20 protein-coding genes are annotated in these 20,058 nt (G+C 40.0%); 18 read left to right on the top strand and 2 right to left on the bottom strand.

Features of this window, described 5'->3' with window-relative positions; translation table 11 throughout:
• The first annotated feature begins 3 nt into the window (after window positions 1–3).
• The 18 genes from fliP to I6F10_RS05765 all read left to right on the top strand — a co-directional run bounded on the left by fliP (window position 4) and on the right by I6F10_RS05765 (window position 17,165).
• Complete coding sequence (gene fliP, locus I6F10_RS05850) at window positions 4–744, top strand: flagellar type III secretion system pore protein FliP (RefSeq protein WP_002959327.1); 741 nt, start codon at window positions 4–6, stop codon at window positions 742–744.
• Window positions 745–784: 40 nt separating this feature from the next.
• Window positions 785–1,054 (top strand): flagellar biosynthesis protein FliQ, encoded by a 270-nt coding sequence (fliQ, locus tag I6F10_RS05845; protein WP_002959325.1) that lies wholly within the window; start codon window positions 785–787, stop codon window positions 1,052–1,054.
• A 2-nt stretch (window positions 1,055–1,056) separates the two neighbouring features.
• Window positions 1,057–1,836, top strand: a complete 780-nt coding sequence (gene fliR / locus I6F10_RS05840) for a flagellar biosynthetic protein FliR (protein WP_024596364.1) — start codon at window positions 1,057–1,059, stop codon at window positions 1,834–1,836.
• Between the two features lie 9 nt (window positions 1,837–1,845).
• A complete protein-coding gene (gene flhB, locus I6F10_RS05835; RefSeq protein WP_024596365.1) occupies window positions 1,846–2,976 on the top strand; it encodes a flagellar biosynthesis protein FlhB in 1,131 nt (376 codons plus the stop codon).
• 72 nt (window positions 2,977–3,048) lie between these two features.
• Complete coding sequence (gene flhA, locus I6F10_RS05830) at window positions 3,049–5,160, top strand: flagellar biosynthesis protein FlhA (protein WP_182748762.1); 2,112 nt, start codon at window positions 3,049–3,051, stop codon at window positions 5,158–5,160.
• A 21-nt stretch (window positions 5,161–5,181) separates the two neighbouring features.
• Window positions 5,182–6,663, top strand: a complete 1,482-nt coding sequence (flhF, locus tag I6F10_RS05825) for a flagellar biosynthesis protein FlhF (protein WP_182692825.1) — start codon at window positions 5,182–5,184, stop codon at window positions 6,661–6,663.
• Window positions 6,656–7,516, top strand: coding sequence for a MinD/ParA family ATP-binding protein (locus tag I6F10_RS05820; RefSeq protein WP_002959312.1), 861 nt, complete (start codon window positions 6,656–6,658; stop codon window positions 7,514–7,516). Before flhF ends, I6F10_RS05820 begins: the two co-directional genes overlap by 8 nt.
• Before the next feature lie 26 nt (window positions 7,517–7,542).
• Window positions 7,543–8,253, top strand: a complete 711-nt coding sequence (locus tag I6F10_RS05815; RefSeq protein WP_197098631.1) for an RNA polymerase sigma factor FliA — start codon at window positions 7,543–7,545, stop codon at window positions 8,251–8,253.
• Window positions 8,254–8,293: 40 nt separating this feature from the next.
• A complete protein-coding gene (cheY, locus tag I6F10_RS05810) occupies window positions 8,294–8,677 on the top strand; it encodes a chemotaxis response regulator CheY (protein ID WP_004588308.1) in 384 nt (127 codons plus the stop codon).
• Window positions 8,678–8,694: 17 nt separating this feature from the next.
• Window positions 8,695–9,468 (top strand): protein phosphatase CheZ, encoded by a 774-nt coding sequence (locus I6F10_RS05805; RefSeq protein ID WP_149602298.1) that lies wholly within the window; start codon window positions 8,695–8,697, stop codon window positions 9,466–9,468.
• 15 nt (window positions 9,469–9,483) lie between these two features.
• Window positions 9,484–11,703 (top strand): chemotaxis protein CheA, encoded by a 2,220-nt coding sequence (locus tag I6F10_RS05800; RefSeq protein WP_197098590.1) that lies wholly within the window; start codon window positions 9,484–9,486, stop codon window positions 11,701–11,703.
• A gap of 58 nt (window positions 11,704–11,761) precedes the next feature.
• A complete protein-coding gene (locus I6F10_RS05795; RefSeq protein ID WP_197098589.1) occupies window positions 11,762–12,925 on the top strand; it encodes a protein-glutamate methylesterase/protein-glutamine glutaminase in 1,164 nt (387 codons plus the stop codon).
• A complete protein-coding gene (locus tag I6F10_RS05790; protein ID WP_197098588.1) occupies window positions 12,918–13,682 on the top strand; it encodes a flagellar motor protein in 765 nt (254 codons plus the stop codon). The genes I6F10_RS05795 and I6F10_RS05790 overlap by 8 nt, the downstream gene beginning before the upstream one ends.
• Before the next feature lies 1 nt (window position 13,683).
• Window positions 13,684–14,643, top strand: coding sequence for a flagellar motor protein MotB (locus I6F10_RS05785; protein ID WP_024595392.1), 960 nt, complete (start codon window positions 13,684–13,686; stop codon window positions 14,641–14,643).
• 12 nt (window positions 14,644–14,655) lie between these two features.
• Window positions 14,656–15,426, top strand: coding sequence for a ParA family protein (locus I6F10_RS05780; protein WP_002959298.1), 771 nt, complete (start codon window positions 14,656–14,658; stop codon window positions 15,424–15,426).
• A 3-nt stretch (window positions 15,427–15,429) separates the two neighbouring features.
• The gene (locus I6F10_RS05775; RefSeq protein ID WP_197098587.1) at window positions 15,430–16,224 is read left to right on the top strand and encodes a chemotaxis protein CheW; all 795 of its coding nucleotides are present in this window, start codon (window positions 15,430–15,432) and stop codon (window positions 16,222–16,224) included.
• 24 nt (window positions 16,225–16,248) lie between these two features.
• Window positions 16,249–16,746: a chemotaxis protein CheW gene (locus I6F10_RS05770; protein WP_002959294.1), complete on the top strand. Its 498-nt coding sequence runs from the start codon at window positions 16,249–16,251 to the stop codon at window positions 16,744–16,746.
• Window positions 16,747–16,763: 17 nt separating this feature from the next.
• Window positions 16,764–17,165, top strand: a complete 402-nt coding sequence (locus tag I6F10_RS05765; RefSeq protein WP_024595394.1) for a DUF2802 domain-containing protein — start codon at window positions 16,764–16,766, stop codon at window positions 17,163–17,165.
• A gap of 29 nt (window positions 17,166–17,194) precedes the next feature.
• Here I6F10_RS05765 and I6F10_RS05760 read toward each other — a convergent pair whose 3' ends face one another.
• Both I6F10_RS05760 and fliK read right to left on the bottom strand, forming a co-directional pair.
• Window positions 17,195–17,503, bottom strand: coding sequence for an EscU/YscU/HrcU family type III secretion system export apparatus switch protein (locus tag I6F10_RS05760; RefSeq protein ID WP_138488715.1), 309 nt, complete (start codon window positions 17,501–17,503; stop codon window positions 17,195–17,197).
• 2 nt (window positions 17,504–17,505) lie between these two features.
• Window positions 17,506–19,959, bottom strand: a complete 2,454-nt coding sequence (fliK, locus tag I6F10_RS05755) for a flagellar hook-length control protein FliK (RefSeq protein ID WP_197098586.1) — start codon at window positions 19,957–19,959, stop codon at window positions 17,506–17,508.
• Between the last annotated feature and the right edge of the window lie 99 nt (window positions 19,960–20,058).

The following is a 20,058-nucleotide window of genomic DNA, read 5'->3' as shown; positions in this document are numbered from 1 at the left end:
CCTATGACAAAGTGGCTGCTTATTATTTTTGCCATGGTGTTTGTACCAAATGTAAGTGCAGAAGGAATTGATGCCCTTACTATTACAACAAACGCTGATGGCACACAAGATTACTCAGTAACGTTACAAGTTTTAGCAATTATGACGGCGCTGAGTTTTATACCGGCCGCCATAATTATGATGACCTCTTTTACACGAATTATTGTTGTACTCGCCATTTTGCGCCAAGCAATTGGCTTACAGCAAACACCGTCAAACCAAGTGTTATTAGGCATGTCACTTTTTTTAAGTATTTTTATAATGGCGCCTATTTATCAGCAGGTAAACGAGCGAGCTATAGAGCCTTACTTAAATGAGCAGGTTACATCAGTAGAGGCTTTAGAGCTTGCTAAAGAGCCAATGAAAGCATTTATGCTTTCACAGGTGCGTTTAAAAGATTTAGAAACGTTCGCTAAAATTGCTGGTTACGATCAGCTAAATTCGCCACAAGATACGCCATTAATAGTGTTAATACCGGCCTTTGTAACCAGCGAACTGCAAACGGCATTTATAATTGGGTTTATGTTTTTTATCCCATTTTTAATTGTTGATTTAGTGGTCGCTTCGGTATTAATGGCGATGGGTATGATGATGCTTTCCCCCATGATAGTGTCCTTACCGTTTAAAATTATGCTGTTTGTACTTGTTGATGGTTGGAGCTTAGTGATGGGGACTCTAGCTAAAAGCTTTGGTTTAGGGACTTAGTATGCAAAGCATTAACATGACCCAACAATAGGAGTACAACATGGAACCGGAAATTTTTGTTGATATTCTAAGTGACGCGCTGTTTTTAGTTATTAAATTGGTGTCTGCAATTGTAGTCCCAGGCTTAATTATTGGTTTAGTGGTTGCTGTATTTCAGGCGGCAACATCAATCAATGAACAAACGTTGAGCTTTTTACCTCGTTTATTAATTACCATTAGTGCGCTTATTGTAGGTGGGCACTGGCTTACTCAAGAACTAATGGATTTTTTTACTCGCCTAGTATTACTTATTCCTGAAATTGCAGGTTAAACGTGGAATACCCCTTTGCTGTCGTTATTCAATGGTTGAGCGATTTTTTGCTGCCCCTGGTACGCATTAGCTCAATGATTATGATTATGGCTGGTTTAGGTGCTAAAAATGTCCCTACGCGTATAAAAATGGGGTTATCAGTTGTTGTAACTTTTCTTGTTGTTCCTGTTCTGCCGCCCGCTACATTCACTAATTTATTTTCGTTTGAGATGATTTTAGTCGTTATTCAACAAATGCTGATTGGTGTTGCTATTGGTTTTGCATCTATACTTTTATTAAATACTTTTGTGTTAGCAGGGCAAATACTCGCGATGCAAACCGGTTTAGGTTTTGCTTCGGTTATTGACCCCTCTAATGGCGCAAGCGTCCCAGCGGTTGGTCAGTTTTTCCTTATTTTGGCCACCTTGTTATTTTTTGCTTTTAACGGTCATTTAATGATGATTCAAATGGTGGTGCATAGTTTTCAAGTGCTACCCATTGATGGCACATGGTGGTCTGTAGATCATTACTGGGACATAGTGACCTGGGGTGGCTGGATGTTTACTACAGCACTTGTACTCTCACTTGCACCGCTTACCGCGATGCTCGTTATTAATATGTCGTTTGGTATTATGACGCGTGCAGCACCGCAATTAAATATTTTCTCTATTGGTTTTCCGTTTACCTTGGTAGCGGGGCTTATTATTATTTGGGCGACACTAGGTAACTTTGTTACTCAGTTTGAGTTTCAATGGTTAAAAATGGTTGAGCTAATGTGTACTTTAGTTGGTTGCTCACCTTAGGAGAAAGTCATGTCTGAAGACTCAGGACAAGAAAAAACAGAAGAACCCACATCCAAAAAGCTTGAAGAATCTAAAAAGAAAGGCCAAATAGCGCGCTCAAAAGAGCTAGGTACTATGTTTGTACTTATTTTTTCGGCTATATCGCTTTTGATGTATGGGCCAGAAATTGGTAAAGGTTTATACAATGTAATGGGCCGAACCCTTAGCTTAAACCGCAACGAAGCCTTTGATACCACTAAAATGTTTGCCGTGTGGGGAGAGGTTGCAGACGCGTTGATGTTTCCTATGGCTATGTTTGTGTTAATTATCGTTTTGGCTGCATTTATTGGTAATACGTTACTCGGTGGTTTTAATTTTAGCTGGGAAGCTGCTGCACCTAAAGCAAGTAAAATGTCGCCAATGAAAGGCTTTAAGCGGATGTTTGGTCCACAAGCGGCTATTGAGCTTGTAAAGTCACTCTTAAAATTTGGTTTGGTTGCAAGTTTTGCTGTGTTTTTAATTAATACTTATTTTGATGAAATACTGCATTTAAGTTTAGAAAGTGCGCCGGGTAATATTATTCATGCCTTAGAGATTTTAGGGTGGATGTTTTTAGGCCTTTCGTGCACTTTAATTGTTATTGCCGCCATTGATGCACCATTTCAAAGTTACAACCATAACAAACAACTTAAAATGACAATGCAAGAAATTAAAGATGAGTATAAAAACTCTGAAGGTGACCCACAAATAAAAGCGCGCATTAGGCAAACACAAAGGCAAATGTCGCAAAACCGCATGATGCAAGATGTTCCTGACGCTGATGTTATTGTTACCAACCCAACTCACTACTCTGTAGCATTAAAATACGACACGGAGCGCGCAGGTGCGCCTATAGTGCTTGCTAAAGGCATTGATGAAATGGCGATGCAAATTCGAAAAGTAGCGATAGGGAATGAAGTACCTATATTAGAATCCCCCATGTTGACCCGAGCGCTTTATCATACGGCTGAAGTAGGGGAGCAAATACCCGATCAGCTATTTACCGCAGTAGCGCAAGTTTTAGCGTATGTATTTCAGCTTAAGCGCTTTAATAAAGGGCGCGGAAAACGTCCAACTAAGCTCAATAAAAAGCTGCCAATCCCCGATGCCTACAAGTATTAAACCGTTAACTGAGTAACTTGGAATAGTTATTGCAAATTCTACGTAGTGTCAATTTTTTGAAATTGTAGAATTATGAGTTTTAAAGCGGTATTACAACAACTTAACAGAGACAAAAAAGACTATGCCAAAGGGGTAGGTACACCTTTGCTTGTGCTTGCTGCCTTGGGAATGGTGATTTTACCACTACCGCCATTTTTACTCGATATCCTTTTCTCGTTTAATATTGCTCTCGCGTTAGTGGTTTTACTTGTAACTGTTTACACGATGAAGCCAGTTGAATTTGGTATTTTCCCCTCTGTATTACTAATCGCTACAATTATGCGCTTAGCACTTAACGTTGCCAGTACTCGAGTTGTATTACTTGAAGGCCATAATGGTGGTGACTCTGCCGGTAAAGTAATTGAAGCGTTTGGCTCAGTTGTTATTGGTGGTAACTACGCTGTTGGTTTGGTTGTGTTTTTAATCCTGATCATTATTAACTTTGTAGTAATTACTAAAGGTGCTGGTCGTATTTCTGAGGTATCTGCGCGTTTCACCCTTGATGCAATGCCGGGTAAACAGATGGCAATTGACGCCGATTTGAACGCAGGCTTTATCAGCGCAGAACAAGCGCGTGACCGTCGTGAGGAAGTAACTCGCGAAGCTGATTTTTACGGCTCAATGGATGGTGCGAGTAAATTTGTAAAAGGTGATGCGATTGCAGGTATTGTTATACTAATCATCAATATTGTTGGTGGTTTATTTGTCGGTATGATCCAGCACAATTTGAGTTTTGGCAATGCAATGGAAGTATATACATTACTTACCATTGGCGATGGCTTAGTTGCTCAACTCCCTTCTTTACTGCTTTCAATTGGTACCGCGATTGTTGTAACACGCCAAAATGAGTCGCTCAATATGGGGGACCAATTTAAGAAACAACTAGGCAACGAAAAGTCACTCTTTATTGCATCTGGTATTTTGATCATCATGGGCTTAGTGCCTGGTATGCCGCATATTGCTTTTTTAAGTTTAGGTGCGTTACTGGGTTACTTAGCTTACTACACACAGCAAAGTAAATTAAAAGCTGCTGCGGCAGAAGCTGAAGAGGCCGCTAATGGCGGAAGCGTTGCAACGGGTGTTGCTAATAAACAAGAACAAAAAGAACTAGGCTGGGATGACGTTCAGCAGGTTGATGTAATTGGCTTAGAAGTCGGTTATAGATTAATTCCGTTAGTGGACCAATCACAAGGTGGTGAGCTACTTAATCGTATTAAGGGGGTGCGTAAAAAGCTTTCTCAAGAGCTTGGTTTTTTAGTGCCGCCGGTACATATACGCGACAACTTAGAGCTTGACCCTAACGCTTACAGAATAACACTAATGGGGGTTTCAACCGGTGAAAGCGAGCTTAAGCATGGCGACGAGCTAGCGATTAACCCAGGACAAGTATTTGGTCCAATTAAAGGGGTTGAAACAAAAGATCCTGCGTTTGGCCTTGATGCAGTATGGATCAAGCCAGATCAAAAAGATGAAGCACAATCACTAGGTTATACCGTTGTAGATTCAGCCACGGTAGTTGCCACTCATATTAGCCAGTTATTAACTAACAGTGCAGCGTTATTACTAGGGCATGAAGAAGTTCAAAACCTACTTGATATGCTTGCTAAAAGCCATCCTCGCTTAGTGGAAGGACTAGTACCTGATGTATTGCCATTAACTGTTATTGTAAAAGTACTACAAAATTTATTAAATGAAGGCGTGGCTATTCGCGATATGCGCTCAATTGTTCAAACCCTTGTTGAGTATGGCCCACGTAGTCAAGACCCTGATGTATTAACGGCTGCAGTGCGTATTTCACTGCGTAGATTAATTGTTCAAGATGCGGTGGGAATGTCATCAGAAATCCCTGTCATAACCTTGGCACCTGAGTTGGAACAGATGTTGCATCAGTCATTACAAAATGCAGGCGATGAAGGTGCCGGTATTGAGCCAGGACTTGCAGAGCGACTTCAAGTGTCATTGACACAAGCGCATCAAAATCAAGAAATGGCCGGCGAACCTTCTATATTGCTAACGTCAGGAATGTTACGCACTGTGTTATCTCGTTTTGTTAAGTACACCATTCCAGGATTGAGAGTGATGTCTTATCAAGAGGTACCAGACGAAAGACAGATCAAAATTGTAAGCTCGGTAGGCCAACAATAAGATTTTAACAGGGGTTGAATCATGAAAATTAAACGTTTTTTTGCTAAAGATATGCGCACAGCACTTAAAGAAGTTAAAGATGAGTTAGGTGTTGATGCGGTTATTATGTCAAATAAAAAACTGGCTAACGGTGTAGAAATTGTAGCGGCAGTTGATTATGACAAAGCAGCCCCTAAAGTAGCAGCGCAACCACAACGCCCTGCAGAGCCGCGTACTCAGGCGCCACAACAAAGCATGCATAATTTTGTAAAACCAGAGCCACAGCGTGCCAAGCCTGAGCCTCAAGCAAAGGTTGCTGACAGCCTACAAGCATTATTAGAGCGTCAATCACCGCGTCCTCGTTCTCCTGAGCTTGCATCAATGTTTTCACAATCGGGTATTGATACTACTGATAACTATCAAGAACCTGATATGGGGCAGCGTACTAAAAATATGTTTGCTCCTGAAGCTGCTGCGCCAGTTCGTCCACAAACTCAAGCGGATAGCTTAGGTTTTGATGATTTAGACCGCGACTTTGATGATTTAGATAGCCCAGTAACCACTCGCCAACAAGCACCTAATAATGAAAGCGAAGAAATGACAACAATGCGTGAAGAAATGAACGCAATTCGTCAATTACTTGAGCACCAAGTATCAGGCTTGATGCAGCAAGATATGGCGCGTCGCGATCCAACACGCGCTTGTATGGTTGACCGTTTAGTCGGTATGGGTATCGATAAAGAAGTAGCACAGCAAATGGCATGTTTTGTACCTGATGATGTGTCTCGTAAGCAAGGTTGGAAAGCATTGTTAACTATGGTCGAAGATCAAATGCAAACAACCAATAATGAAATACTTCGCCAAGGTGGTGTATATGCGTTAGTGGGTCCAACAGGTGTGGGTAAAACAACGACTGTTGCTAAGCTTGCAGCTCTAGGCGCACAAAAATATGGTGCCGATAAAGTGGCGTTAATAACCACTGATACATACAGAATTGGTGCTTATGAACAACTTGCAACGTATGGTCGTATTATTGGTTGTGGTGTTAAGCAAGTTAAAGATGCTAATGAATTAGCTGAAGTTTTATATCATTTACGAAATAAACGTCTAGTATTAATTGACACAGCAGGTATGAGCCAGCGAGATTTACGTTTAACTGAGCAATTAAACACGTTAATGCGTAACCAACGTGTAGATATTCGCAGCTACTTAGTACTTAGCGCGACAGCACAAATTAATGTATTGCAAGAAACTGTACGTCACTTTAAAAAAGTACAGTTAAGTGGCTGTATTTTCACTAAGTTAGACGAATCATTAAGTTTGGGTGAGATTATTAGTATTGCGATTCAAAATCGCCTTCCAATAGGGTATCTTACTAATGGTCAACGAGTACCAGAGGATATTCGTGTTGCAAATGCTGAGAAACTAGTTAAAAAGGCTGAGCAATTATATTTAAAAAGAACAAAAGAACAACATTCAAGGCACCAAGCAGTGGCGCCAAGCACAGTAGGGATGTATGATTAACACAGTATTAGATCAAGCAAGCGGCCTGCGCAAAATGAGTCAAAACAATAACAACGGCGTAAAAGTTATCGCTGTAACCGGTGGTAAAGGTGGAGTAGGGAAAACAAATGTTTCTCTAAATACAGCTATTGCACTTGGGCAGCAAGGTAATCGAGTATTAGTGCTGGATGCTGACTTGGGTTTAGCAAACTGTGATGTGATGCTTGGTTTACGTGTAGAGCGTAACTTGTCACATGTCTTGTCTGGTGAATGTGAGCTTGATGAAATTTTAGTTGAAGGCCCTGCAGGAATTAAAATTGTACCCGCTACATCGGGTTCGCAAAGTATGGTTGAGTTATCACCATCTGAGCATGCTGGGTTAATTCGTGCGTTTAGCGAATTGAATACCGAATTTGATATTTTAATTGTAGATACAGCTGCTGGTATTTCAGACATGGTACTGAGCTTCTCGCGTGCAGCGCAAGATGTAATGGTTGTTGTATGCGATGAGCCGACATCAATCACCGACGCTTACGCACTTATTAAAGTATTAAGTCGTGAGCACGGCGTTTATAAATTTAAAATTGTTGCCAATATGGTGCGCAGTATGCGTGAAGGCACTGAATTGTTTGCAAAGCTATCTAAAGTTACCGACCGCTTTTTAGATGTATCAATGGAGCTAGTAGCAACGGTTCCTTATGATGAAAATATGCGCAAAGCAACACGTCGTCAAAAAGTAATAGTAGAGCTCTTTCCAAATTCGCCAGCCGCTCTTGCGTTTAAAACGCTGGCAACAAAAGCAGTTAAATGGCCAATACCCAACCAACCATCTGGGCATTTAGAGTTTTTCATTGAGAAACTAGTAAACGGTTAATTATGACAACACTGGTGAATAGAGCTATGGGATATCAATCAACACAAAATTTAAATGTGATTGTTGAGAAGCATGCATCACTTGTTAAAAAAGTGGCATGTCATCTAATTGCTCGATTACCACCTAGCGTTCAACTTGATGATTTAATTCAATCAGGAATGATAGGCTTAATAGAAGCTTCGAAAAACTTTGATGCAACAAAAGGCGCAAGCTTTGAAACTTTTGCAGGTATTCGTATTCGCGGTGCTATGCTTGATGAAATGCGCCGTGGTGATTGGGCTCCTCGTTCAGTTCACCGTAAAAACAGGCAAGTTGCAGAAGCAATTACTGAGCTAGAAAGTAGTCTGAACCGCGAACCAACGGACATAGAAGTTGCTGAAAAACTTGAAATTTCGCTCAATGAGTACCATCATATTTTAGATGATGCGAATACGAGTAAAATATTAGGCATTGAAGACCTTGGTGTAGATGAGGATGTTATTACTCCTGTAGGCCAAGATTTAGCACAAGATAAACCTTTTAATAATGTTAAAAATGATAGGTTTAATGAGTCTTTGCTAAGTGCAATTAAGTCATTACCAGAGCGTGATGCAATGGTGCTTTCTTTGTACTACAACGATGAAATGAATTTAAAAGAAATAGGACATATACTCGATGTAAGTGAATCGCGTGTAAGTCAGATACATGGTCAGGCGATGATTAAGCTTAAAGCTAAAATCAATGACTGGATAAATTAGTAGTAAGTAAACAAAGGTTAATACCTCACTGGGGGATGTTTTGGATAAAAACATGAAAATTCTTGTAGTTGATGATTTTTCAACGATGAGACGCATTATAAAAAACCTGTTACGTGACTTAGGTTTCACTAACGTTCAAGAAGCTGATGATGGGTCTACAGCTTTGCCTATGTTGCAAAATCAAGTGTTTGATTTTGTAGTCACGGATTGGAATATGCCTGGAATGCAGGGTATTGATCTTTTAAGAGCAATACGTGCAGACGAGAAGTTAAAACATATCCCTGTATTAATGGTAACGGCAGAAGCTAAAAAAGAACAAATAATAGCTGCGGCGCAAGCTGGCGTGAATGGTTATATTGTTAAGCCATTTACGGCTGGAACATTAAAAACTAAATTAGAAAAAGTATTTGAACGCTTAGGCTAATGATGGGGGAGAGGCTTATGCCAGCACCAGCTGCGCCTCAAATAACGTTAGAACAAGCTCGTCAGCTCGTTGTTTTTTTAGAAAATGATGAGCAAGACAAAGCAAATCAGTTGATTTTAGAGGCTGCTTCTAAAGAGCAATCTGAATTATTTGCTGAAGTTGGAAAGTTGACTCGTCAACTGCACGAAGCCCTTAAAAGTTTTGAGCTTGATACTCGCTTAACTGATATAACGACAGATGCGATTCCAGATGCTAAAAAGCGGCTTAATTATGTTATAGAAATGACAGAAAATGCGGCTAATAAAACAATGGATGCAGTGGAAGCGAGTCTTCCTATAGCCCAACAGTTAGCGGACGAAATATCTCATATCAAACCGACATGGGATCGTTTAATGAGCCGCGAGATTGAGCTTGGTGAGTTTAAGCAACTTTGCCATAGCATCGATAAGTTTATGAACAACTCTCATCATAAGACTGATGAGCTTCAAAGCTTAATGACAAATGTACTAATGGCTCAAGACTATCAAGACTTAACAGGTCAAGTTATTCGCCGTGTTATTGAACTTGTTAGGGAAGTAGAAGAAAGTTTACTGCATCTTTTAACTGCGTTTGCTGAACAAGACGACACTAACAGCACCGCGAATAAAGTAGAACAACAAAAAATAAAAGAACCAGTTGCCACACAAACTTTAGCAGGTCCTGAAGGCCCTATCATTGATAAAGAATCGCGTAATGATGTTGTATCTGATCAAGATGAAGTTGATGATCTTTTATCAAGTTTGGGCTTCTAAGAGGAGAGTAACTGCATGTTTGAAGTCGATGAAGATATTTTACAAGACTTTCTTGTAGAGGCTGGAGAAATCCTAGAGCTTTTATCTGAACAGTTAGTTGAGCTGGAAAATAATCCAGAAGATACCGAGTTACTAAACGCTATATTTAGAGGTTTTCACACTGTAAAAGGTGGTGCAGGCTTTTTAGCTATGACAGAACTTGTTGATGCTTGTCACGGTGCTGAAAACGTATTTGATTTACTACGTCAAGGCGTGCGAACAGTCAACTCAGAGTTAATGGATGTTATTTTACAAGCACTAGACACCATTAATGAGATGTTTGCGACTATCCAAAACAGAGACAAGCCTGAACCTGCAGATCCTGAATTACTTCATACTCTTCATATCTTAGGTCTACCTCCAACAGAAGCCGAAGCCACTGAAGCCTCTTCACAAACAGGGGTTGAACAACCTCATAATGAAGTGGTGGATACACCGGTAGCTGATGATGAAGATCCGTTTGCATTTGATGAACTATTTAGCGGAGCGCCTTCGGTTAGCGATGCTGAAATAGATGAAATCACTGAAGACGAATTTGAAAGCTTACTTGATGAGCTACACGGTAAAGGACAAGGTCCTGCAGTTGAAAAACCAGTAGCAAGTAGTAGTGATTTTAGTGGTGATATTACTGATGATGAATTTGACAGCTTATTAGACGAGTTACATGGTGTTGGCAGTTTTGGTGAAGTTACGATCAAACCTGAACAAAATGATGCCAATAAAACACCTGTAGAACCAGCTACACCAGCGGCAAATACAGTTAATTCATCAGATGATGAAATTAGTGATGACGAATTTGAAGCGCTTCTTGATGAACTTCATGGTAAAGGCACTGCTCCTAAATCGATAGAAAGTGCGCCAGCTGCAAAACAACCTGAACCTGTTTCACCGCCAGCTAAACAAGTGAGTGAACCAGTAAAAAAAGCTGCGCCAGCTAAAGCTCCTACTCCAAAACCAGTTGAAAAAGCGCCAGAGAAGCCAGCAGCTAAAGCACCACCAGCAGCAGCTCCAAAAAAATCAGCGCCACCAGCTGCAGAAACCACCGTTCGCGTAGATACAAAACGACTCGATCAAATTATGAATATGGTTGGTGAGTTAGTTCTTGTACGAAATCGTTTGGTTAGTTTAGCGACTAACTCAGACAGTGAAGCGATGGGTAAAGCAATCTCTAACTTAGATGTAGTGACTGCGGATATTCAAGGTGCGGTTATGCAAACGCGAATGCAACCAATTAAGAAAGTATTTGGTCGCTTCCCTCGCGTTGTACGCGACTTAGCACGTAGCTTAAATAAAGATATTGATTTAAAGCTTATTGGTGAAGAAACCGATCTAGATAAAAACTTAGTTGAAGCACTTGCCGATCCGCTTGTGCATTTAGTTAGAAACTCAGTTGACCATGGTATTGAAATGCCCGCTGTCCGTGAAGCTGCAGGTAAGTCTAGAACAGGTAATGTTACTTTATCAGCATCTCAAGAGGGCGACCATATTTTGCTAACCATCAAAGATGATGGTGCAGGTATGGATGCTGAAAAACTGAAAAAAATTGCAATTAGTAAAGGCGTACTCGATCATGACCAGGGGAGTCGACTTTCTGACACCGAAGCATATAACCTGATTTTTGCACCTGGCTTTTCTACAAAAGAAGAAATATCTGATATTTCAGGCCGTGGTGTAGGGATGGACGTAGTTAAAACTAAGATCACGCAACTTAATGGCTCAGTAAGCATTCAGTCTGAACTTGGTGTCGGTACTATTTTAGAAATAAAAGTACCACTTACCTTGGCTATATTACCGACATTAATGGTCGTTGTTGGCGCACAAACATTTGCGTTACCACTGGCTGGTGTTAGTGAGATATTCAATTTAGATTTAACGAAGACGAATGTAGTTGATGGGCAATTAACAATTATTGTGCGTAAAAAGGCGATACCGTTATTTTACCTTGAGCATTGGTTAGTAAAAGGCTCAGATCGTTCTCAGCGAAAATCTAAAGGTCACGTCGTTATTGTACAAATTGGTACGCAACAAATTGGTTTTGTTGTTGATTCATTAATTGGCCAAGAAGAAGTAGTGATTAAGCCGCTTGATGCGTTACTTCAAGGAACGCCAGGTATGGCAGGGGCTACAATAACTTCGGATGGTGGCATTGCACTGATTTTAGACGTTCCAAACATGTTAAAACATTACGCAGGCTAATAATAAAGTAGGTATATATTTAATATATACCTACGCATAAATTTAATAAGAGAGCTAAATGGCCGTTAAAGTTTTAGTTGTTGATGATTCAAGCTTTTTTCGCCGTAGAGTAAGCGAAATCCTTGAGCAAGATAGCGATATACAAGTTATAGGCTTTGCTGTTAATGGCAGAGAGGCTGTTGAGAAAGCAGCTCAATTGCGTCCTGACATGATCACCATGGATGTCGAAATGCCTGTGCTTGATGGTATTAGCGCAGTTAAAGAGATAATGGCGAGTAACCCAACTCCTATCTTAATGTTTTCATCACTTACACGTGATGGTGCAACAGCAACGTTTGATGCGTTAGATGCTGGCGCAATGGATTTTTTACCGAAAAAATTTGAAGATATTGCACGCAATAATGAAGATGCAATTAAGCTTTTGCAAAGTAAAGTAAAAGATATAGGGCGAAGACGTTTACCGCGAACATTTAGAGCGGCAACACCAGTTAAACCAGTCATTTCAACTAAACCAACAAGTTCACTTTCGCAAAGAGCAAGCACATCAACAACTCAAATCAAGCAGCCTGATAGAAGCTTTCAAAGAGCTGCGCCTGTTGCATCGACAAGTTCAAATGTTTCCTCAATGCGAGCAAGTGGAAAACAATATCAACTTTTAGCTATTGGTACTTCTACAGGTGGTCCTGTTGCTCTGCAAACTATATTGACTCAATTGCCTGCTAATTTTCCTCACCCTATTTTACTTATTCAGCACATGCCCGCTGCATTTACACCCGCGTTTGCAGCGCGCTTAAACGGTTTGTGCCAAATAAAAGTGAAAGAAGCACAACAAGGCGATCGTTTACAACCAGGAACTGCTTATTTAGCGCCTGGCGGACAGCAGATGATGGTAGAGGGGCGTGGAGCAAATAGAACGCTGCGCGTATTTGAAGATCATAGCGAGAGAATAAGTTATAAACCAAGCGTAGATGTAACGTTTGCTAGTGCAGCTAAAACGTATCAAGGCGATGTACTTGCTATTGTTTTAACAGGTATGGGCGCTGATGGTCGTGATGGTGCAAGAATGTTAAAACAAACGGGGGCAACTATTTGGGCACAGGATGAGAAAAGCTGTGTCGTTTATGGAATGCCCCAAGCAATTGCTAATGCGGGGCTTTCAAGTGAAAGCTTAGCATTGAGCGATGTTGCAGCACGTATAATGAGAGAGGTAGGTTGTGGATAAACTCTCAATATTTGGACTATTGGTAGCACTTAGTGCAATAGGTTTAGGTTATTCTTTAGAAGGCGGTGTTGTTTCAGCTTTATTTAATGGCCCTGCGCTTATTATTGTACTTGGTGGCACGCTTGGCGCTGTTATGTTGCAAACCTCTGCTAGCACATTCAAAAAAATGCTAAATATGAGCTCGTGGGTTTTTGTTGCACCACAATACGATATTGAAGACGCAATAGAGCAAGTTAAACGATGGTCTCATAAAGCACGTCAAGAAGGTTACTTAGCGCTTGAGAATGAAGCCTTAGCTCACCCAGATGTGTATGCAGCAAAAGGTTTAAGCTTACTTGTCGATGGCTGCTCAGAGCAAAAACTACGTGACACGCTTGAAATTGATTTACTGCTAGAACGCGATCGTTTGCTTGAAGCCGCGCGTGTTTATGAAGCAATGGGGGGTTACAGCCCTACCATTGGTATTTTAGGTGCGGTGCTTGGCTTAATACAGGCAATGTCGTTTATTACCGATCCACAAATGCTTGGCGCCGGCGTTGCAACGGCATTTATTGCGACCATTTATGGTGTTGGCTTAGCTAATTTATTGTTTTTACCTATGGCAAATAAGTTAAAACAGCGTGTAGAGCAAAAAATGCTTTACCATGAAATGCTTGCTGAAGGCGTTATTGCAATAAGCATAGGTGAAAGCCCAGTAAATATAGAATTAAAGCTTGAAGCCTATCGTGTAGAGCGCCCTAATTTAGTGGACGAATAACATGTTACGCCGACGACTTCGTCACTCTGCTGCTAAAAGTCAACATACCGAACGTTGGCTTGTATCGTATGCCGATTACATGACTATTATGTTTGCTTTTTTTGTGGTTCTGTATGCGATAGCGATTAATAAAGAAGAACAATTCCAAATATTGTCAGATTCCCTTGAACAGGTTTTTGATAAGTCAGCTCGCCAATACTCCCAGCAAGGTGAAGGTGTCAACGGTAATGGAATATTGACAGATAGAGTGACACCTGAACAAGAAGTCCTTTATGGCGAAAGTATTTTAAAAGAAGAGCAAGGTCCTGAGCTACTCGACGGCCAAAGTGATACAAGCAACATCCAGCAAAAGTATTTAGGCAAACCTCTTGATAGTTTATTAATTAAATTACAGTCAGCGCTTATTGATGAAATCCGTGATGGAGAAGCCAGTTTAGAGCTTAACCAAGATTGGCTGATTATAGAGCTAAGCTCAGGTATGTTATTTTCAAGTGGTAGTTCAGTTGCACACTCTCGAGCAAAACAGGTCGTCAAGATTGTTAAAGATATTATTGCACCAGTAGATAACTATGTAAGAGTACGAGGTTATACTGATGATGAAAGTATTCGTAATGAGATATTTCGTTCGAACTGGGAACTGTCGGTAGCTAGAGCCACGTCAATTTTAGTAGAGCTGGAAGCATTAGGCATTAATTCAGCTAGAATGGCGATAGAAGGTTATGGCCAATATTCACCTTTTGCAAGTAACGATACAGAACAAGGGCGCGCAGAAAATCGTAAAGTTGTTATCGCACTTTCTAAGTATGGATTACCGCCAAAACAAGAGGTTAAAAGTGACGGGCAAGCTGATGAGCCTGCAGTGATTGAACCTGAAATTGAACTTCCTTCAGATGACGATACAATAAAAATAATTCGTTTGCCTCATGGTGGTATTCGCATAACAACGCGCAATGAACAGTAATTAGGATGTAATGTGAAGATTTGGACTGTCGCTAATCAAAAAGGAGGGGTTGGTAAAACAACAACCGCAGTGAGCCTTGCCGGTATTTTGGCATTACAAGGTAAACGTGTGTTGCTTATAGATACAGACCCTCATGCGTCACTCACTTATTACTTTGGCATTGACTCAGAGGATTTAGAAGTCAGTGTGTACGATATTTTTGCCCGTGGTACAAGTATGCAAAGTGAAGAGATACTCCAAGCTTTGTGTCCATCAACACTTCAAAACCTGGATATTTTACCTGCGACTATGGCAATAGCTACACTTGATCGAAGTATGGGTAATAAAACAGGGATGGGGTTAATACTAAAAAAAGCGCTTGCAAAAATTAGCGAACATTACGATTATGCCATTTTAGATTGCCCTCCAGTTTTAGGGGTGTTAATGGTCAATGCGCTTGCAGCAAGTGAGCGAATTTTAGTGCCAGTGCAAACGGAGTTTTTAGCACTCAAAGGGCTTGATAGAATGATGCGTACTATGGATTTGATGCAATCCTCTCAAGCAAAAGATTATCAATATACTATAATTCCTACCATGTACGACAAACGTACCAAAGCATCGTTAGAAGCATACAAAACATTGCAAAGTACATATGGTGATAAAGTTTGGCCAGGTGTGATACCGGTGGATACCAAATTTAGAGATGCAAGCTTTGCACAAAAAGTACCTGTAGAGTATTGTCCTCGCTCACGCGGTGTATACGCATATAAAGCACTGCTAGAATATTTAATTGAACAAGGTTAATGAATGAGTAAGCAATTGTTTGCTAATGAAAAAGTAATGAAACAATACCTCGGGGCTTTGTTATGTGAAGATGAGCCTGAAGATAACCTTGAGCCAGTTGCAAAATTACTTGAGCAAATCCCTGATGATTCACAACACAAGCATATTCATTCAAAACCTAAAGAACAATTAAAAGCAGCAGAGAGCACATTTGATAATGGCTTACTTAATGTTGAAATTGAGCCAATAGCTGAGCCAGCGTTTGAAACCGAAAAAGTTAATGAAGTGGTTGACGAAAAAGTAATAGCACCTGCAATTACTACTATAGATAAGCCAGAGCTGGAGATTGTAACTACTAGCCAATCAGACTATTTTGATGGTGAATTTCAGGCACTATTTTTTGAAGTTGCTGGCTTGACCTTGGCTGTGCCATTAAAAGCACTCGGTGGAATACATCAATTAGGTGAAGTAAATCATTTGTTTGGTAAGCCGAAATGGTTTAAAGGCGTTATGCTCAACAGAGAAGAAAAGCTTAATGTTGTTGATACTGCGCGTTGGGTTATGCCAGAAAAATATGATGATAAATTAGAGGCATCTTTAGATTATCAATATTTGATTACATTAGGTGATAGCCAGTGGGGTTTATTAGCTGAGAAGTTGATAAATAACATTACATTGAGTAAAGAAGATGTAAAATGGCGTACAAATAAAAGCAAGCGCCCATGGCTTGCTGGCGTTATAAAAGAAAAAATGTGTGCTTTGATAGACGTAGATAATTTAAATATATTATTAGAGAAAGGCTTAGATAGCCGTCAGTAGTAATGACCATTACGGGGTAATAGCATGAATCAAGATAAATTACTGTCAGCAAATAAAAACGCAGATAATAACGATGAAATTTTACAGTGGGTTACGTTTAAGCTAGAGGAAGAAACCTACGGCGTAAATGTAATGCAAGTACAAGAAATACTTCGTTATACAGAGATAGCTCCTGTACCAGGTGCACCTTCATATGTGATTGGTATTATTAACTTACGCGGCAACGTTGTTACCGTTATTGATACTCGCGCACGTTTTGGTTTGCTAGCTGCTGATGCAACTGACAACTCTCGCATCTTAATTATTGAAGCAGAAGAGCAAGTTATTGGTATTTTAGCCGACAGCGTATCGGAAGTGGTTTACTTGCGCAGCTCTGAAATCGACAGTGCGCCAAATGTTGGTACTGAAGAAAGCGCTAAGTTTATTCAAGGTGTTTGTAACCGCGATAATGAATTACTGATTTTGGTTGATTTAAATAAGTTACTCAGTGATGACGAATGGGATGAGTTAAGCGATATATAAGCTTTACCAAATAAATTATGGTGTTACTTAGTATAGCTATATCAGCGTTAGCGGTAGGACTTATATCGCTGGCGTTAATTATTGCATTAAAAAATAAACACGCGAATGAAATTAATGCTGTATCGCAGCAGCTTAAAGATAGCTCTGAGCAGACTCATATTTTGCGCAGTGAAATTTCGGAGATTAGAACCGGGCTCTTAAGTATTGGTAAGCGAGTGCTTGAAGTCGAACAACAAAACCAAGATTTAATGCAACAGCAAGCGGCGCAAAAATACGATGACCCTGATGCTAAAATTTACTCTCGTGCTGTAAAAATGGTTGAGTTAGGTGCAGACCTTGATGAAGTAATACGCGAGTGCGAACTACCACGAGCAGAAGCCGAATTACTATTTTCATTACATAAACAAAAAGGTGCTTAGCGCCTTTTTTTATGTGCGGATAAATTGGCTCAAGCCTTAATATTTAACTTACCTTGAAAATCCTGCCAACCTGGCGGAAATTGACCTCTTAATACATACGAAAACGCAATAAGCTCTGCAATAACATAATAAAGCTCTTTAGGAATTTCTTCTCCTAACTCTAAATGCGACAACGTTTTAGCAAGTGCTGCATCTTCGTGGATCATAATTCCTTTTAGTTTAGCCGCTGCTATTATTTCATCAGCTAATTCACCAAACCCCTTAACACTTACAGTGGGTGTGTTACCAGCTTCGTACAAAAGGCCAATGGCAGATTTATTAATCGGTGTTTCACTCATAGCTAAACCTTAATATTAATAATTGCGTGAGATTTATAGAATGCCTGATTGTTGGCATCGCCTCGCCTTAAATTGAGCTCGCCAACTTGTAAGCCATGTTTAGCTAGTTTTGATCTTAAATTATCTAAGTGAGGGTGAGCAATTGCACTTACTTCTTGGCTCGAGGCTAATAGCTGGCAATCGAGTGCTTTATCCATTAACTCTGCAGTAATTTGTAGCTGCCCAAGTTGGGCATAATCAAAGTTTAATCTGACAAACCATACATTTTTATCTTCTAATTTACCGGCGCTTGGCTTTTTATACTGTCCAAGTGTTATTTCTGTTTGGGCTGCTTCTGGAGGTAATCTCATCGGTAATAAAAATTGTGCAAGCGGGTTTGTGTCTGGCTGTTGATTTGGTGTTGAGACACTTACTTGGGTAAGTGTGTTTTTAACGTGTACGATTTCGCTGGCCAAAGTTTGTACTTGAGCTTGTTGAAGCTGTTCAAGCATTTTTGCTCCCGTGTTACCCATTTTAAAAGTAGGTATAAGTACTTGTAAGAGAGCATCTAAGCCAGTTTGATTATTAAAACTGATAGGCGTTACTGATTGGCTAATCAGAGGCGCAGCTAAAATACTCACAGCCACCTGTTCAAGCCCTTTAGTGAAACTACTTTGCAGCATATCACCCGCTAGTTGAGTGGGCTGTAAAGTAGCAAGTATCTCACGCTGTATGGTTGCAGGGTTTATGTTATTACTTGAAACCATACGGTTAAATGCCTGATTAATTAAGCGAGTTAAATCAGGGGTGTCTTTTGTTGCCTTATCTGTAATATCAGTAATTTGACTGCTTAAAAGTTGTTTATTGTAAGCCAGCTTATCTGTAGGGGTTGTGGCATCAGGAAGCTTTAATAATGTACTTAATAGTTTTGCTTCTATTGGTTGTAGCATTTGACTACGAGAGGGCGCATTAGATAACGGCTCAGTTAACAAGGTAATGCTTTTAGTGTTCACTGTGCTTGTGTTGTTTTGATTATTATCGTTTATTGCAAGCTGTGATGAGGAGGTGGTAAGTCCCTTAGTGACTACTTCATTGGTAGGGTTAAGCAAGGTGTTCGGTTTACTGTTTTCACTAGTAATAAGGGGTTTTAATTGGCTTGCTTTTAAATCACTTGGCTTAGCGCTCGCCACTTCACCTGGGGTAGTATTATTTGTTATTGGCGTGTAGGTTGTTGCTGTGTTTGCAGGTGTTTGCCAAACACTAACACTTCCTTTTACTAGTTGCGTTAATTGTACAATCGGCGGGAGCCTTGAAAAGTGCTCTGGCAAAATATTGCTCGTATTGTTATTTAACGCAGTACTCACACTTTGAGTAATGTTAACTCTATTTAGCGGTGATTTACTCAGTTGTATAGCTAAAGACGTTTTTTGTTGCGCGGGCGAAGTTGATAGCTGCGTTGACTCAGATTTACTTATTGTAGCAAAAGGCTTATTTTCAAAATATTTAACCGCATCATTAATTCGCGTTTTTAAATCACTAAAACTATTTTGTAGCCACGATTTTATTGGACTATTTAGGGGCAATAATGGATTTACTTTAATATTACTCGCAGAAACGGCTACTTCAGGTGCATTGCTTTTTTGCGCTAAAAGTAACTCGTTGAATGGTTTTGAGAATGAGTTGTTAAGCGTTACTTTTATATTGTTTGTATCGGTTTTAATAAATAATTTATCTGCCTGGTTCACTAAATTTACTTTAATAGGTGTATTAGGTAGTTCGGCAAGTTGTTGATTAGTAATAGGTGTTGTAAATGAACCTGACTTTTGAGGATGAGTTAAAATAGCCAGTTTTGGTGTTACTTGAAGCTGCGCACTGGGTAATAAGGCCGCGAGTAAATTAGTAAGTTTAGTTTGGCTAAGTGGTTGCGAGTGAACCGTATCAGCAAAGCGGTTAATAACATTAATCTGTGCGTCTTTATTAGTCGTACTAACAACTACTTTTAAAGGCTGTTCAGTTGTAAGTAACTGGGCTACGTCTTTATTTATGGCAATATTTGCGTTGAGTTTATCAATAACTAACTTGGGAGACGGGGATACAGCAACCTGTACATCCATTGGTTGGCTTTGTACCTCAGTGCCCGTGCTTACATAATTTAACAAGCGCTGTAATTGTACTGGCTGATTTAAAGTAAGGGTTGTACTGTTTGGCGAGATGTTGAGCTGCTTACCATCAGGGCTGATCTGTATGTTAGCACTGACTATTTTTTGCAGGCTTTGTGGTGCGCTTGTAGTGCCAAGCCTTAATGTTTGCCAATGCTTATCAATATATACATCAAGCGTAATCGAGTCTTTAGAAAATTGGATGTTTTTAGCCGCAAGTACCTCACTAGGTAACTGTGGTAACTCATTGGTCTGGCTGTGAGCAGATTGATTGATAACCAATGAGTTAGATAATGTTATTTGCGTTGGTGTATTCATTATTTTAAATCAAGTTTTTGTTAATCGATTATAAAGCAATATTCGTATTACCCTATCATTATGGTAGACTAACGCCTAATTTTTGGCAGAGAGAATCGT

It is taken from the genome of Pseudoalteromonas sp. SWYJZ98 (assembly GCF_015864495.1).
Classification (GTDB): domain Bacteria; phylum Pseudomonadota; class Gammaproteobacteria; order Enterobacterales; family Alteromonadaceae; genus Pseudoalteromonas; species Pseudoalteromonas distincta.
Note: the sequence above shows the minus strand (reverse complement) of the source record. Positions and strands in the feature narration are given on the sequence as shown.

Coding starts and splice junctions, on each gene's coding strand:
- flhB (WP_024596365.1), top strand. CDS start 1,846: ATGTCTGAAGACTCAGGACAAGAAAAAACAGAAGAACCCACATCCAAA.
- I6F10_RS05815 (WP_197098631.1), top strand. CDS start 7,543: ATGGGATATCAATCAACACAAAATTTAAATGTGATTGTTGAGAAGCAT.
- fliP (WP_002959327.1), top strand. CDS start 4: ATGACAAAGTGGCTGCTTATTATTTTTGCCATGGTGTTTGTACCAAAT.
- I6F10_RS05765 (WP_024595394.1), top strand. CDS start 16,764: ATGGTGTTACTTAGTATAGCTATATCAGCGTTAGCGGTAGGACTTATA.
- I6F10_RS05795 (WP_197098589.1), top strand. CDS start 11,762: ATGGCCGTTAAAGTTTTAGTTGTTGATGATTCAAGCTTTTTTCGCCGT.
- I6F10_RS05770 (WP_002959294.1), top strand. CDS start 16,249: ATGAATCAAGATAAATTACTGTCAGCAAATAAAAACGCAGATAATAAC.
- fliK (WP_197098586.1), bottom strand. CDS start 19,959: ATGAATACACCAACGCAAATAACATTATCTAACTCATTGGTTATCAAT.
- I6F10_RS05775 (WP_197098587.1), top strand. CDS start 15,430: ATGAGTAAGCAATTGTTTGCTAATGAAAAAGTAATGAAACAATACCTC.
- I6F10_RS05760 (WP_138488715.1), bottom strand. CDS start 17,503: ATGAGTGAAACACCGATTAATAAATCTGCCATTGGCCTTTTGTACGAA.
- flhA (WP_182748762.1), top strand. CDS start 3,049: ATGAGTTTTAAAGCGGTATTACAACAACTTAACAGAGACAAAAAAGAC.
- I6F10_RS05820 (WP_002959312.1), top strand. CDS start 6,656: ATGATTAACACAGTATTAGATCAAGCAAGCGGCCTGCGCAAAATGAGT.
- I6F10_RS05785 (WP_024595392.1), top strand. CDS start 13,684: ATGTTACGCCGACGACTTCGTCACTCTGCTGCTAAAAGTCAACATACC.
- fliQ (WP_002959325.1), top strand. CDS start 785: ATGGAACCGGAAATTTTTGTTGATATTCTAAGTGACGCGCTGTTTTTA.
- I6F10_RS05805 (WP_149602298.1), top strand. CDS start 8,695: ATGCCAGCACCAGCTGCGCCTCAAATAACGTTAGAACAAGCTCGTCAG.
- I6F10_RS05800 (WP_197098590.1), top strand. CDS start 9,484: ATGTTTGAAGTCGATGAAGATATTTTACAAGACTTTCTTGTAGAGGCT.
- flhF (WP_182692825.1), top strand. CDS start 5,182: ATGAAAATTAAACGTTTTTTTGCTAAAGATATGCGCACAGCACTTAAA.